The organism is Limnohabitans sp. 15K, assembly GCF_002778285.1.
In the GTDB taxonomy this organism is placed as follows: Bacteria; Pseudomonadota; Gammaproteobacteria; order Burkholderiales; family Burkholderiaceae_C; genus Limnohabitans_A.
In genome coordinates this window covers 1-14,371 of the sequence record NZ_NESM01000005.1, presented here as the reverse complement: position 1 = coordinate 14,371, position 14,371 = coordinate 1, and the positions used below count along the sequence as shown (strand labels likewise).

General features: G+C 55.6%; 18 protein-coding genes and 1 tRNA gene. 6 read left to right on the top strand and 13 right to left on the bottom strand.

Going from position 1 to position 14,371, the window contains the following annotated elements:
- Positions 1–27 precede the first annotated feature (27 nt).
- Positions 28–103 (bottom strand) — tRNA-Arg (locus B9Z40_RS14695).
- Between the two features lie 141 nt (positions 104–244).
- On the opposite strand from B9Z40_RS14695, the gene B9Z40_RS14690 reads away from it, so the two are divergent.
- Positions 245–766: a cytochrome c5 family protein gene (locus tag B9Z40_RS14690; protein ID WP_100174123.1), complete on the top strand. Its 522-nt coding sequence runs from the start codon at positions 245–247 to the stop codon at positions 764–766.
- Positions 767–808: 42 nt separating this feature from the next.
- Here the strand turns inward: B9Z40_RS14690 and B9Z40_RS14685 are convergent, their stop codons facing one another.
- From B9Z40_RS14685 to B9Z40_RS14630, 12 genes are all read right to left on the bottom strand, one after another.
- On the bottom strand, positions 809–1,357 hold the full coding sequence (locus B9Z40_RS14685) for a DUF2946 family protein (protein ID WP_100174122.1): 549 nt from the start codon (positions 1,355–1,357) through the stop codon (positions 809–811).
- A 1-nt stretch (position 1,358) separates the two neighbouring features.
- Positions 1,359–2,363, bottom strand: coding sequence for a YheT family hydrolase (locus tag B9Z40_RS14680; protein WP_100174121.1), 1,005 nt, complete (start codon positions 2,361–2,363; stop codon positions 1,359–1,361).
- Positions 2,364–2,368: 5 nt separating this feature from the next.
- The gene (locus B9Z40_RS14675) at positions 2,369–2,818 is read right to left on the bottom strand and encodes a nuclear transport factor 2 family protein (protein WP_100174120.1); all 450 of its coding nucleotides are present in this window, start codon (positions 2,816–2,818) and stop codon (positions 2,369–2,371) included.
- 115 nt (positions 2,819–2,933) lie between these two features.
- Positions 2,934–3,347: a F0F1 ATP synthase subunit epsilon gene (locus B9Z40_RS14670; protein WP_100174119.1), complete on the bottom strand. Its 414-nt coding sequence runs from the start codon at positions 3,345–3,347 to the stop codon at positions 2,934–2,936.
- 70 nt (positions 3,348–3,417) lie between these two features.
- Positions 3,418–4,821, bottom strand: coding sequence for a F0F1 ATP synthase subunit beta (gene atpD / locus B9Z40_RS14665; RefSeq protein ID WP_019429180.1), 1,404 nt, complete (start codon positions 4,819–4,821; stop codon positions 3,418–3,420).
- 38 nt (positions 4,822–4,859) lie between these two features.
- Positions 4,860–5,747 carry a F0F1 ATP synthase subunit gamma gene (gene atpG, locus B9Z40_RS14660; protein WP_100174118.1) on the bottom strand — a complete coding sequence of 296 codons (888 nt, stop codon included), beginning with the start codon at positions 5,745–5,747 and terminating at the stop codon, positions 4,860–4,862.
- Positions 5,748–5,774: 27 nt separating this feature from the next.
- Entirely contained in the window at positions 5,775–7,328 is a 1,554-nt protein-coding gene (atpA, locus tag B9Z40_RS14655; RefSeq protein WP_100174117.1) for a F0F1 ATP synthase subunit alpha, read from the bottom strand.
- A 42-nt stretch (positions 7,329–7,370) separates the two neighbouring features.
- Positions 7,371–7,901: a F0F1 ATP synthase subunit delta gene (locus tag B9Z40_RS14650; RefSeq protein ID WP_100174116.1), complete on the bottom strand. Its 531-nt coding sequence runs from the start codon at positions 7,899–7,901 to the stop codon at positions 7,371–7,373.
- Between the two features lie 22 nt (positions 7,902–7,923).
- Positions 7,924–8,394, bottom strand: a complete 471-nt coding sequence (locus tag B9Z40_RS14645; RefSeq protein WP_100174115.1) for a F0F1 ATP synthase subunit B — start codon at positions 8,392–8,394, stop codon at positions 7,924–7,926.
- A 36-nt stretch (positions 8,395–8,430) separates the two neighbouring features.
- Positions 8,431–8,679, bottom strand: coding sequence for a F0F1 ATP synthase subunit C (atpE, locus tag B9Z40_RS14640; RefSeq protein WP_019426878.1), 249 nt, complete (start codon positions 8,677–8,679; stop codon positions 8,431–8,433).
- Positions 8,680–8,735: 56 nt separating this feature from the next.
- Positions 8,736–9,614: a F0F1 ATP synthase subunit A gene (gene atpB / locus B9Z40_RS14635; RefSeq protein WP_100174114.1), complete on the bottom strand. Its 879-nt coding sequence runs from the start codon at positions 9,612–9,614 to the stop codon at positions 8,736–8,738.
- Positions 9,615–9,629: 15 nt separating this feature from the next.
- Entirely contained in the window at positions 9,630–10,148 is a 519-nt protein-coding gene (locus B9Z40_RS14630) for an ATP synthase subunit I (protein ID WP_100174113.1), read from the bottom strand.
- A gap of 192 nt (positions 10,149–10,340) precedes the next feature.
- On the opposite strand from B9Z40_RS14630, the gene B9Z40_RS14625 reads away from it, so the two are divergent.
- The 5 genes from B9Z40_RS14625 (at position 10,341) to B9Z40_RS17170 (ending at position 14,260) form a co-directional block, all read left to right on the top strand.
- Positions 10,341–10,787, top strand: coding sequence for a CopD family protein (locus B9Z40_RS14625; protein ID WP_100174112.1), 447 nt, complete (start codon positions 10,341–10,343; stop codon positions 10,785–10,787).
- A gap of 25 nt (positions 10,788–10,812) precedes the next feature.
- Positions 10,813–11,112 carry a DUF493 family protein gene (locus B9Z40_RS14620; protein WP_100174111.1) on the top strand — a complete coding sequence of 100 codons (300 nt, stop codon included), beginning with the start codon at positions 10,813–10,815 and terminating at the stop codon, positions 11,110–11,112.
- Positions 11,113–11,114: 2 nt separating this feature from the next.
- Positions 11,115–11,777 (top strand): lipoyl(octanoyl) transferase LipB, encoded by a 663-nt coding sequence (gene lipB, locus B9Z40_RS14615; RefSeq protein ID WP_100174110.1) that lies wholly within the window; start codon positions 11,115–11,117, stop codon positions 11,775–11,777.
- Positions 11,778–11,820: 43 nt separating this feature from the next.
- Complete coding sequence (lipA, locus tag B9Z40_RS14610; protein ID WP_100174109.1) at positions 11,821–12,828, top strand: lipoyl synthase; 1,008 nt, start codon at positions 11,821–11,823, stop codon at positions 12,826–12,828.
- Between the two features lie 904 nt (positions 12,829–13,732).
- Positions 13,733–14,260, top strand: coding sequence for a hypothetical protein (locus B9Z40_RS17170; protein ID WP_143473994.1), 528 nt, complete (start codon positions 13,733–13,735; stop codon positions 14,258–14,260).
- Positions 14,261–14,371: the final 111 nt, after the last annotated feature.

Here is a 14,371-nt window from a genome sequence, read left to right as displayed (position 1 = left end):
CACCGCAAAGGGTGGCGAAATTGCGTTTGGTGCGGCTGGCGGGGATCGAACCCACGACCCTTGGCTTCGGAGGCCAATACTCTATCCACTGAGCTACAGCCGCAACATCAGGTGCGGATGCATTATCACATGGCTTGTCTTTCATCCAGCCGATCCAAAGCTTGTTGAAGGTCAGACCGCTATAATCTTGGGTTGATTCCGGACCATCCGAAGGCCTTCAGGCCAAGCACCATTAGAGGATTTCATGAGCGACAACAGCCACGATCACCACGAAGCACACACCGGCCCCGTGAAAACACCCATGCAAATGCTTTTGCTCAGCTTTGCATCTTTCATCATCCCAGTTTTCATCATCATTGGCTTGGTGTTTTATGTCACCTCGGCCAACAAAACAGCGCCGGGTGCCAGCGACAGCGAAAAGTCATTGGCTCAGCGCATCCAAAAAGTGGGCTCTATTGAAGTTCGTGATGCCAACCGTCCGTTGAAGGCCGGTGAAGAAGTCTACAAAGCCCAATGTGTGGCTTGCCACGCTGCTGGCGCTGCGGGCGCTCCCAAGTTTGCAGATGCTGCTGCTTGGGGCCCTCGCATCAAGCAAGGCTTGGAAACCTTGGTGTCGTCTGCGCTCAAAGGCAAAGGGGCTATGGGTGCACAAGCAGGTGGTGACTTCAACGACATCGAAATCGCGCGTGCCGTTGTGTACATGGCCAACAATGGTGGCGCCAAGTTTGCAGAACCTGCAGCGCCTGCAGCCCAAGAGAAAAAGTGATCCCCACCGATTGATAAAAAACCGACCCGAGGGTCGGTTTTTTTATGTCAATTGGGCACGGGTGATTGCCTGCGGACTGACCACGTAGCCATTTTGAATGGGCAAATTTGGGGATTCACAAGGCTCTAGACGCCATCGGCCTTGCTCCAAGGCTTCAGCCACATGGCCAACATCCATCGTGTGAACCAAGCCAAGTCCCAGGGGGGTTTTCAGATAGACCCGACCGACTTCGTCCACCAGACATTCCAGCACCTGCGTTTTTTCTCCCGTTTGAGCCACAGGCACGAAGTTTTCGTCAAGGCGCCATACGAAGGGGGTCAGTTCGAGTTCGACGTACACCCGTTGTGGGCCATTTTGGAAGAACCATTGGCCTTTTTCATCGGCTGCGTAATTGCGATGAATAAAGTCGATCAGTTTTTCGTGCCGCAGCACCGACCCTTTGGCCCCGGGTACGCCACTCTGGAACGCCCCCAAGCTCTGCACTCGATCATCCCGCATGAACCATTGACCCCGGCTGTCCAGTCCCAACCACCCATAACAATCGGGCACGTTGGGCCATTTGGCCATGGCTTGTTTGACGATGTCATCCATGTCACGAATTCCTTTGAGAGAGCGGCTTTCCTGCGGCCGTCATCAGCCAGGCGCCCACTTGATCGGGCAGCCCCCGGATATGCCCTGGCCACGATCCTTGTGCAAACCCCACATGCCCTCCGTGTTGCGGCTGCCAAAGCGTGACCGACGTGGAGACATCTTGCGCTTGGGGCAAGCTTTCTGCGGGAACGAAAGGGTCATTTCGGGCATTCAGGGCCAACGCGGGTATTTGGATATCCCTCATGAGCGGTTTTGCAGAGGCTTTAGACCAGTAGTCATCGGTGTTTTTGAACCCGTGTACGGGCGCGGTAAAGACATTGTCAAACGCATACAAATCACGCACAGCCATCAGTTTTTTCGCGTCAAACAAGCCGGGATGCTGCGCCAACTTGGCCATGGCCTTGGGTTTCATGCTGCGTAAAAACATCCGTGTGTAGATTTGTCGGTTCAAACCTTGCCCAATGGCTCTGCCACTTTCTATCAAATCGAGAGGTGCGCATATCGAAGCAACTGCGTCTGCAGAGCCCTTGGCCATTTTTCCGTGCTCTGCCGCCCACCGCATCAACGCATTCCCACCCAGTGACACACCTGCCGCCACCAAGGTCTGTCCCCCGTCTTGCACATGCTGCTGTCGCAGCTTACCCAACACCCAATGGATTTCTTCGTGATCACCAGAATGGTAGACCCTCGGCCCATGGTTCAGTTCGCCACTGCACCCTCGGAAATGGGGCAAAGCAAAATGCACATCGTGCTCAGCCGCCCAATCGGCAAACGCTTGTGCATAGTGGCTGCTTGATGAGCCCTCCAGTCCATGGAAAAGCACAAACAATGGGCGATCGGGGCTGCTTGCACCTTGTCGGTCCACATCGATGAAGTCACCGTCTGGGGCTGTCCACCGCTCTCTGACCTTGGGCAACACGGGTCCAAAGCGTCGACGAGCAAACAGTGCGGGCCATATCGTCTGCGCATGCCCTCCCGGCAACCATGCGGGTGATTTGTAGGTCATGCCGCTCAATGCAACACTTGTGCTTTGACGCCCACATCGGCCGAATCATGGGGCGTACCGGGGCTCGCGTGATGCGCCACCATGCGCCAACCTTGGGGGGTTTTATGGTAAACATTGGTGGCAATCACAAATGCTTGCTGTTTCCCTTGCGGGGTCATGACCTCGACGCGTTCTACCAAGTGATGAACCGCACTGGCCAAGGAGTCAATTTTGTGGATTCTCTCAGGGTGGGCTTGCACACTGCCGTTGGCAAACATGTTTTCAAAGGTTGCTCGAATGGCGCCTTGCCCGACCAGCCTGGGACCGCCGGGGTGAATGCAAACAATGTCGTCCTCTTCGGCCCAACACCCCATGAGTTGCTCGATGTCGGCGTTGTGCAGGGCTTCATAGAAGTTGTGTTCGACGTCATCGGGGGTTCCACCCACGATGGCTGCTTGGAGTTTGGCTCGTTTCATGATGTTTTGAAGTCTACACGTCCACCATGTGCGGTCGGCAACAAAAAACCCGGTCACATGGCTGTGCCGGGTTTTTGTGGTCGTTAAGGTGCATGCACCCCGTTTGAGCCGTGACTTATTTTTTGCGGTACTTGCGCAGTGCAGACAACTGCGCTGCCAATACGGCCAGCTCTGAAGTCGCACGGGCCATATCGATTTCGCTTTTGGCGTTCTTCAAAGCCTCTTCAGCCAAGGCCTTGGCTGCGTTGGCTTTTTCTTCGTCCAGGTCTTTGCCGCGGATCGCGGTGTCAGACAGCACGGTCACGCAGTCCGGTTGCACTTCCAGAATGCCGCCAGCAACGAAAACAAATTCCTCGCCGCCGTCTGCCGTCTCGATGCGTACCGAACCGGCCTTGATGCGGGTGATCAGGGGGGTGTGGCGCGGGTAAATGCCCAGTTCGCCAGACTCACCGGGCAAGGCCACGAACCGGGCTTCACCCGAGTAAATGGACTCTTCGGCACTGACCACATCAACGTGGATGGTGTTCATGATTACTCCTTAAAAAGGTGCGTTCAAGCGGGCTGCGAGGAGGCTGGATCAGCCACCTCGAAGCGCTGCTTTAAGCGGCCTTTTTGGCCTTTTCGAAAGCTTCGTCGATGGTACCGACCATGTAGAAAGCTTGCTCTGGCAGGTGATCGCACTCGCCAGCCACAATCATCTTGAAACCACGGATGGTTTCGGCCAATGTGACGTACTTGCCGGGTGAACCCGTGAACACTTCGGCAACGTGGAAAGGCTGCGACAGGAAACGCTGGATCTTGCGGGCACGTGCCACTGCCAACTTGTCTTCAGGTGCCAAGTCGTCCATACCCATGATGGCGATGATGTCGCGCAGTTCACGGTAACGCTGCAAAGTACCTTGCACAGCACGGGCTGTTTCGTAGTGGTCTTGGCCCACAACCAAGGGATCCAGCTGGCGGCTGGTGGAGTCCAGTGGATCGACCGCTGGGTAGATACCGAGCGATGCGATGTCACGAGACAACACGACTGTGGAGTCCAAGTGAGCAAAAGTGGTCGCAGGAGATGGGTCGGTCAAGTCATCGGCTGGCACGTAAACGGCCTGGATGGAGGTGATCGAACCGACTTTGGTCGACGTGATACGTTCTTGCAAACGGCCCATTTCTTCGGCCAATGTAGGCTGGTAACCCACAGCAGAAGGCATACGGCCCAACAAAGCGGACACTTCGGTACCGGCCAGTGTGTAGCGGTAGATGTTGTCCACGAAGAACAACACGTCTTTGCCTTCGTCACGGAAGGATTCAGCGATGGTCAGACCGGTCAAAGCAACGCGCAGACGGTTGCCTGGTGGCTCGTTCATCTGACCGTACACCATGGCCACTTTGGACTCTGGCAGGTTCTCGAGGTTCACCACGCCGGAATCGGCCATCTCGTGGTAGAAGTCGTTGCCTTCACGGGTACGCTCACCCACACCAGCGAACACGGACAAGCCGCTGTGCGCTTTTGCGATGTTGTTGATGAGTTCCATCATGTTCACGGTCTTGCCCACACCGGCACCACCGAACAAACCGACCTTACCGCCTTTGGCGAACGGGCAAACCAAGTCAATCACCTTGATGCCGGTTTCCAGCAGTTCTTGAGAAGGGCTCAGTTCGTCGTAAGCAGGGGCTTTGCGGTGAATCGACGCGGTGAGTTCCTGGCTGACAGGACCACGTTCGTCGATGGGTGCACCCAGCACGTCCATGATGCGGCCCAGTGTGGCTTTGCCCACTGGAACGGTGATGGCTTTACCGGTGTTGTAAACGATCAGGCCACGGCGCAGACCGTCGGAAGAACCGAGCGCAATGGTGCGCACGATGCCATCGCCGAGTTGCTGCTGCACTTCCAAGGTCAGCGCGGAGCCTTCCATTTTGAGTGCGTCATAAACCTTGGGCATCTGGTTGCGTGGAAACTCCACGTCGACCACAGCGCCAATACACTGAACAATTTTTCCTTGGGCTTGCATTTTTCGCTCCAAATAATTTGAATTTGCTGAACTGGGAATCAACCGCTGATCGCGGCTGCGCCAGAGACGATTTCCGACAGTTCTTTGGTGATGGCTGCTTGACGGGTCTTGTTGTAAACGAGCTTGAGCTCGCCAATCACGTTGCCAGCGTTGTCCGTGGCGGCCTTCATGGCCACCATGCGGGCAGCATGCTCTGAAGCCATGTTTTCAGCCACGGCCTGATACGCCAGGGCTTCTGCATAACGGATCAACAAATCGTCAATGACCGACTGGGCATCGGGTTCGTAGATGTAATCCCATCCGTGGGCCACAGCGCCTGCTGCTTTCGTGTCGGCTTCCATCTTGGAAGAAGACAAGGGCAGCAATTGGTCGATGGTGGGCACTTGTGCCATGGTGCTGACAAACTTGTTGTAGCACAGGTACACGGCACTCACCTCACCTGCGGCATAAGCGTCGAGCAGCACCTTGACGGGGCCAATCAGCTTTTCGAGGTGTGGTTTGTCGCCCAAATGGGTCACATGCGCCACCACTTTGGCATTGACGCGGTTCAGGAAACCCAAACCTTTGCCGCCAATGGCCACGGCCAGAGGTGTCTTGCCTTCAGCCTGTGTTTGACGCAACTGAACCGTCACGGCGCGCAGCAGGTTGGTGTTCAAGCCACCGCACAAACCTTTGTCCGTGGTCACCACAATGAAGCCCACCGACTTGCCGTCGTTTTGCTTCATGAAGGCGTGCACGTACTCAGGATTGGCCTGACCGAGATGGGTCGCAATCGTGCGAATCTTCTCGCTGTAAGGCCGGGCAGTGCGCATACGCTCCTGCGCCTTGCGCATTTTGGAGACGGAAATCATCTCCATGGCCTTGGTGATCTTCTTGGTGTTTTCCACCGATTTGATCTTGGTGCGTAGTTCCTTGCCCGATGCCATCAGTGGCTCCTTTTGATCAGGTAGAAATTAAGCAAAGCTTTTCTTGAAAGCGGCCACAGCGGTGTTCAATTCGGCTTCTGCCTCTTTGTCCAAAGCTTTGGAGCTCTCGATCTTGGCCAGCAATGCGGCGCACTTATCCTTCAGGTACGCGTGCAAACCGTGCTCAAACGCCAGGACTTTCTTGACATCGATGTCGTCCATGAAGCCTTTGTTCACAGCAAACAAGCTGGCGCCCATCAAGCTGATGGACAAGGGGCTGTACTGGGCTTGCTTGAGCAATTCGGTCACGCGGGCACCGCGGTCCAGCTGCTTGCGTGTGGATTCGTCCAAGTCAGAAGCGAACTGCGCAAAAGCTGCCAATTCACGGTACTGGGCCAAGTCGGTACGGATACCGCCGGACTGGCCCTTGATGACCTTGGTTTGAGCAGAACTACCCACGCGCGACACCGAGATACCGGCGTTGATCGCAGGGCGGATACCGGCGTTGAACAGGCTGGTTTCCAAGAAGATCTGACCGTCGGTGATCGAAATCACGTTGGTTGGCACGAAGGCCGACACGTCACCGGCTTGGGTTTCAATGATAGGCAACGCCGTCAAAGAACCTGTTTTGCCAGTCACTGCACCTTTTGTGAAAGCTTCGACGTAGTCGGCGTTCACGCGGGCAGCGCGCTCGAGCAAACGGCTGTGGAGATAAAACACGTCGCCAGGGTAAGCTTCGCGGCCTGGTGGGCGACGCAACAGCAAAGACACTTGACGGTAAGCAACCGCTTGCTTGGACAGATCGTCATAAACGATCAAAGCGTCTTCGCCGCGGTCACGGAAGTATTCACCCATCGTGCAACCAGAGTAGGCCGACACGTACTGCATCGCAGCAGACTCAGAGGCAGAAGCTGCCACGACGATGGTGTATTCCATCGCGCCAGCTTGTTCCAGCGCGCGCACCACGTTTTTGATCGACGAGGCTTTTTGGCCAATCGCGACGTAAACGCAGGTCATGTTCTGACCTTTTTGGTTGATGATGGCGTCGATCGCGACGGCAGTTTTGCCAGTCTGACGGTCGCCAATGATCAGTTCGCGCTGGCCACGGCCCACGGGCACCATGGAGTCGATCGACTTCAGGCCAGTTTGCATGGGCTGATCCACGGATTTACGTGCGATCACGCCAGGGGCGACTTTTTCGATCACGTCGGTCATCTTGGCGTTGATGGGGCCTTTGCCGTCAATCGGCTGACCCAAAGCGTTCACCACGCGGCCAATCAATTCAGGACCCACGGGCACTTCCAGAATACGGCCTGTGCACTTGACAGTGTCGCCTTCGGAGATGTGCTCGTACTCACCCAAGATCACAGCACCGACCGAGTCACGCTCAAGGTTCAGGGCCAGACCGTAAGTGGCAGCGCCATCAGCAGTCGCGGGGAATTCGAGCATTTCGCCCTGCATCACATCCGACAAACCGTGGACGCGAACGATACCGTCGGTCACAGACACCACGGTGCCTTGGTTGCGGATATCGGCGCTGGCGGACAGCCCTTCGATGCGGCTCTTGATCAATTCAGAAATTTCTGCGGGATTGAGTTGCATGACTCTTTCCTTCTTTCTTTAAATATGTCCGGTCTCACCCGCTTATGCGGTGAGGGCCGATTTCATTTGTTCCAGTCGGGCCTTGACGGAGGTGTCGAGCACCTCGTCACCCACCACCACACGAATACCACCGATCAAGGCAGCATCGAGCTCGACACTCACATTGAGCTTGCGCGCAAAGCGTTTTTCAAGCGTGGACGACAAGTCAGCCAAAGCCGAAGTGTCGATGGGAAATGCGCTGTAAACCACTGCATCAGCAGTGCCACTTTGCGCATTCATCAGTGCCCGGTACTGCTGTGCAACGACAGGCAGTGCACTGAGACGGCGGTTTTCGATCACCAGATGCAGGAAGTTCTTACCAGCCTCAGGCAGTGCTGTGCGCAGCACGCCAGAGATCAGCTCAAATGCCTGCTCATCGGACACTTTGGGACTGTCGACAAACTGTTGCAATTGCGCGTTTTCGGCAACAGCAGCCAGTTCGTCCAGCCAAGCGGCCGCGCCAGCAAGGTCGGATGCCTGCGCCTTGAAAAGCGCTTCGGCATAAGGGCGTGCGATGGTAGCAAGTTCTGCCATGGTCTTCTCTGGCTTGAGCTTCTTACAGCTCGGTCTTGAGGCGGCTCAGCAGATCAGCGTGGACACCGGCGTTGACTTCCTTGCGGAGAATCTGCTCGGCGCCTTTCACGGCCAAAGCTGCGACCTGCTCACGCAGGGCTTCTCGCGCTTTGACAGCTTCCTGCTCAGCTTCAGCTTTAGCAGCGGCGATGATCTTGTTGCCTTCTTCGGTGGCACGTGTTTTGGCTTCGTCAACGATGCCATTTGCACGGCGCTCGGCGTCTGCCAAGCGCGAAGCCGACTCGGTGCGCGACTGGGCCAATTCGGCCTCAACACGCGCATTGGCGTTGCTGAGTTCGGCTTTGGCTTTGTCGGCGGCAGCGAGGCCGTCAGCGATTTTCAGTGCTCGTTCATCGAGCGCTTTTGTGATCGGGGGCCACACGAATTTCATCGTGAACCACACCAGAATCGCAAAAACGATCATCTGAATGAACAGAGTAGCGTTAATGTTCACGGTTCAATCCTTCTTCTGTTGGAAGAGGTACGTGGATTACTTCAGAACGAAGGGGTTGGCGAATGCGAACAACAGTGCGATGGCCACACCGATCAAGAACGCAGCGTCAATCAGACCAGCCAGCAAGAACATTTTGGTCTGCAACTCGTTCATCAATTCAGGTTGACGAGCACCGGATTCGAGGAATTTGCCACCCATCATGCCAATGCCGATAGAGGCGCCCAAAGCACCCAAACCAACGATCAAACCACAAGCCAATGCCACCAGGCCGAGAATGTTTTCCATGAGAAGCTCCTAAAAGTGATTGGAAAAAGAAACGAGAAACGAGGGAAAAAGAGTCATCAATGCGCGTCGTGCGCTTGGCCTGTATAGACCAGCGTCAACATCATAAAGATGAAAGCTTGCAAGGTGATCACCAAAATGTGGAACAAGGTCCACACCGTACCGCCAATGATGTGGCCAATGGCCAAGCCCACACCCGTTGCCGACAATGCCCAGCCGCCACCCATCAGGGCAATCAACATGAACACCAACTCACCCGCAAACATGTTGCCAAACAGTCGCATGCCGTGCGATACCGTTTTGGCCAAATATTCAATCATCTGCATCAAGAAATTGATCGGGTACAGCGCCCAATGGTCGCCAAAGGGGGCCGAAACGAGCTCATGCACCCAGCCACCGAGGCCCTTGATTTTGATGTTGTAAAACAAGCAGATCAAAAGCACAGAACACGACAAACCCAAAGTGGATGACAAATCAGCCGTTGGGACCACGCGCATGTAATCTTTGAAACCCAAAGACGGGCCCACCGAGTGCCAAGCACCGGGCAGCAAATCCACGGGCAACATGTCCATGGCGTTCATCAGGAAAATCCAAACAAAAACCGTGAGGGCCAATGGCGAAATGAGTTTGCGGCTGTTGGCGTTGTGAATCACACCCTTGGCCTGGTTTTCAACCATTTCAGACAGCAACTCAACGGCAGCCTGGAAGCGACCGGGCACACCCGAAGTCGCTTTGCGGGCAGCAGACCACAAAATAAAGCAACCCACGACACCCAGCAAGACCGACAACACAACGGAGTCGAGGTTGAACAAACTGAAATCCACAATGCTTGTTTGCTTGACGCCTTCAAATGAGAAATTCATTTGCAGATGTTGCAAGTGATGCTGGATGTACTCTCCAGCCGTTGGGGCATGCGCGCCAGCGTTTTCAGCAGACATAAATCACCAATCAGTTCAAAAAATAGTCGGCTTCGATTTTCGTTGTACCCAGCCCAGCACCATGGCCAGCCAGTACACCTTTGTCGTCACCACGAAGCTGGCCACCAGGGCAAGCCAGCTCAAATCAGGTATCACTTTGGGCGCCACCAAAAGCAGCGCCACGGTCAACACAATTTTGACCAATTCCCACACAAACAAACCCATCAACGCAGATTTCGGCTTGCCAAATTGTATTTGTCGGCTCAAAGCCCTGACAAACACCATGGCAGGTATCACCACTGCAACCACGCCCCAAGCCACTGAAGCAGCCATTTGAGGCGGATCCATCAGCAACCAAGTCAGCAAAACCATCAAGGCACCTACGCCCATCTGCAAACCAATGATTCGCCAGGGCATGATGGCTGGATTGTTCAGCCGCCAAGCCTGCGCCTCATCGGCTGTCAGGGGCTTGAATTCAGGCTCAGTGACAGCATCTACAGCACTTGATTTCGCTTCACCTGAGCCTGCTTTAGAAGTTGAGGCGATTTTGGTCATCTCAAATGGCACCCAGGTTAAACGTGCATCGAATCTTGCAAAGCCTCTGATTCTATACGTAAAAACCCGCGCTTCTTCATTTTTTTGACCCTATTCCTTGCAAGTCACAGGCTTTGCCTGGATCCAGTACCGTGACAATAGCTTCTTGATGGCTTGCACGCCTTTTTATCGACCCACTGCGAAGACCCCCATATGTACGAATGGTTTAAATTTCTCCACCTTAGCGCGGGCATCGTTTGGATGGGCGGCATGGCGCTGGTGATTCTGGCTTTGCGTCCTGTGGCCATCCAACAACTCCAGCCCCCGCAGCGCCTGGCCCTGATGACCGGAGTCTTGTCCCGTTTTTTCACCATGGTCTGGATTGGCATCGCCGTGCTTCTGGCTTCGGGTTTCTGGATGCTGTCCATGACCGACATGAAGCTCGCCCCCAGAGGCTGGCACGCCATGTCGGGGCTGGGTGTTTTGATGTGCCTGATTTTTGCGCACATTTGGTTTGCGCCCTTTCGCCGCCTGAAAGCCGCCGTGGCGTCCGAAGATTGGCCCAATGCGGGCAAAGCCCTGGGGCAAATTCACCCCATGGTGCTGACCAATTTCGCCCTGAGTTGGTTGGCGGTTTTGGCCGTTGTCGTCTGGCGTTAAGCTTATTGCCCTAACGGAATTCACCATGAGCGCCTCCACCACCCCCCCCAACGGCACCGATCCGCGCAAAGACAGCCTGATTGAATACCCTTCGATTTTCCCGATCAAGGTCATGGGCGCCATGGTGGACGGCTTTGCCGAAGCCATGTGCCAAGTTGCGCTGCAGTTCGACCCTGGCTTTGACGCCCACACCATTGAACTGCGCCCCAGCAAAGGTGGCAACTACCTGGGCGTGACGCTCAACATCACTGCCACCAGCCGCGAACAACTCGACGACCTGTACCGCGCTCTGACCTCGCACCCCATGGTGAAGATCGTCCTTTGAGCATGGACATCCGGTTGCTCGGGCAGGTGGACTACCTGCCGACCTACGAGGCCATGCAGGCCTTCACCGCGGAGCGCACGCCGGGCACGCCCAATGAACTCTGGCTCTGCGAACACCCCCCGGTGTTCACCCAAGGGCTGGCGGGGCAAGCTGCACACCTGTTGATGCCCGGCGACATTCCGGTGGTGCAGACCAACCGGGGTGGGCAAGTCACCTATCACGGCCCCGGGCAAGTCATGGCTTACCCCTTGGTGAACCTGCAACGCGCGGGTTACTACGTCAAAGAATACGTCTTCAAGCTGGAAGAGTCGATCATCCGCACACTGGCCCACTTCGGCGTGACAGGCCACCGGGTGTCGGGTGCGCCAGGCATTTATGTGCGCTTGGACGACCCCTTCAGTCACGCGGCCCTGATGGGCCCGAGCCCAGCAAACGACCCGTTCAAGGGCTTGGGCAAAATCAGCGCTTTAGGCATCAAGGTCAGCCGCCACTGCACCTACCATGGCGCGGCCCTGAACGTGGCCATGGACCTTCAACCCTTTGACCGTATCAACCCCTGCGGCTATGCCGGCCTGAAAACGGTGGACCTTTTTACAATCGGTGTTGAAACCACCTGGGAAGAAGCTGCCCGAGTGCTGGCTGGCCAACTCGCCGCCCGCCTGTGAAACGCCCCCTGACCTGCCGCCAAACGGCGACCGAAAGAATCCGATGAGCAATACCCCGACCGAACGCACCGTGGTCCGCGAAGTACAAAGCGTTGAAAACTACGACCCCATGGCCAAGCAAAAAGCCGCGGCCAAGCTCTCGCGCATCCCCGTCAAAGTCGAAGCGGCTGAGGTGCTCAAAAAACCCGACTGGATCCGCGTGAAAGCGGCCTCGCCCACCACGCGCTTTTACGAAATCAAGGACGTGCTGCGCGCCAACAAATTGGTCACCGTGTGCGAAGAGGCCAGCTGCCCCAACATCGGTGAATGCTTTGGCAAAGGCACAGCCACCTTCATGATCATGGGCGACAAGTGCACACGCCGTTGCCCGTTTTGCGACGTGGGCCACGGCCGCCCAGATCCGCTGGATGTGAACGAACCCGACAACCTGGCCAAGACCATCGCGCAGCTCAAGCTGCAATATGTGGTCATCACCAGCGTCGACCGTGACGACCTGCGCGACGGCGGTGCCGGGCACTTTGTCGAATGCATCCGCAAAACCCGCGAACTCTCGCCCACCACCCAGATCGAAGTGCTGGTGCCCGACTTCCGAGGCCGCGATGACCGCGCACTCGAGATCCTGAAAGCCGCGCCGCCGGACGTGATGAACCACAACATGGAAACCGTGCCGCGCCTCTACAAAGAAGCACGCCCAGGCTCGGACTACCAGTTCTCACTGAACCTGCTGAAAAAATTCAAAGCACTGTTCCCGAACGTGCCCACCAAGAGCGGCCTGATGGTCGGCCTGGGCGAGACGGACGAAGAAATCATCGAAGTCATGCGGGACATGCGGGCGCACAACATTGAAATGCTGACCATTGGCCAGTACCTGGCCCCCAGCAACAGCCACCTGCCGGTGCGCCGTTACGTGCACCCCGACACGTTCAAGATGTTCGAAGCCAAGGCCTACGAAATGGGCTTTTCGCACGCAGCCGTGGGTGCCATGGTGCGCAGCAGTTACCACGCAGACCAACAAGCCCACTCGGCGCAAATAAATGTGAAAGGTCTGTAGAAAATGGGAAAGTTCCGTAAATGATGGGAAATTTCCGCGAATAATGGGAAAAATCTATCCACCAAGGAACTTTTAATGCTCATAAAGGCTGTTGAGCATTTGAAGGCATGACCGCCCCATATACTGACTAAGTATTCAATACTTGTCGGGGTAGTTTTTGCTTGAATCCACAACCAGCGGTGAAACAAACTCTGCGCCGGGAGCTCCAGAGGAGCCCCTAAATATCGCGGCATTCCCGAATGACGATGCCTACTGGCGAGTGGACTGGTTTGGGGAGGTTGCTTATCCAGACCGGTACACCCGCCGCAAACACCCCTCGATCCTGATTTACCTCTCTAAAGTCACTGAATCCAACTTCAGCGCCGAGCCCGAGGTTTTGCTACAGCCCCACAGCACCGCCCAAGCCAAGGGCCAAACACGGATTTGGGTCAGCATTGGCACCCTGATGGTCCTGCGAATCGGGGACATCTGGCACCGCAAAAAACTGTTTTTGAGTCCCGAATACACCCGCGAGAACTTCAGAAAGCTCCGGATTGACCGCACCACCATCGACTTCATCAAAGCTGGCCTTAACCCCGACAAAGCCGGGTTTCTGATCCCCATATCAGAACACCCCTGGCACATGAATGCCACGCACAGCTATTGCCTGAGGGCCAATCTGCCAGACGGACGCCGATTGATTGTCCCGTGCGTCGAGCTGATCCGTTTTTACTTTGGGTCCAGCAGCTCGCTTCTGCGGCAAATTTTCTCGACGCAACTCAGACGTGAAAACCTGTACAGCGAAGACCGCTACGACCACAAATCGGGGCTTCTGTCTTTCAAGCTGGGCTACGGCATGTCAGGTCGATCTGCCTCGGACATAGGTCGACTCCGCCTGGATCCTGTGGCTTGGCGATCCGCTGCCATGGACAGCGTATCCATGCTCAAAGCCAAAAGCACTGGGGATCCAGCGTTCATTCAAAGCTTCTTCCCTTTTGAGGGCAACACATTTCTGGACGTGAGCGGCAAGTGGCTCTCCTACCAAGGGAAACCCAACCAGACCTTTCTTGTCTACGGCATCAACAGCTGTAGCCATGCCTTTCCCTTTAAATCATTGAAATACGTTTCGGCCGACAGCAGAATCAAACCCCAGTACACCCAGCATCAACAGCCAAACGACAAATCAGAAATCACAGGCTCATCTCGAGACAAAAAGGATCAACCCCTCATTGAGAAAGACCCTTCGAGCACGCTTCAAGGCAAAACGAAACAAGTGCACCAGCGAGAAAGGTTTCCAGACTTGCGCGGTAAACCTGTCTGGAAAGAGCGTGTGTTGTCGCTCAAGGAATGGCTCGCCAAAAAAGCCCGTGCATCCAAAGGTGGCGCGGTAAAAGCTGGGGCGATCGGTGATGGTGGTTCTAGCAGCCGAGTGCGCCCTGTTGATTGGCCTTAAAAACTGAGCCACTTTGAGAGGAATTTGCATCCAAATTTGAGCCACTTCATTGGCCTATCCTGCTCATTTTTTGAGCAAGGGTGGCCGGGAGTGATCAACGTGGGAACTTTG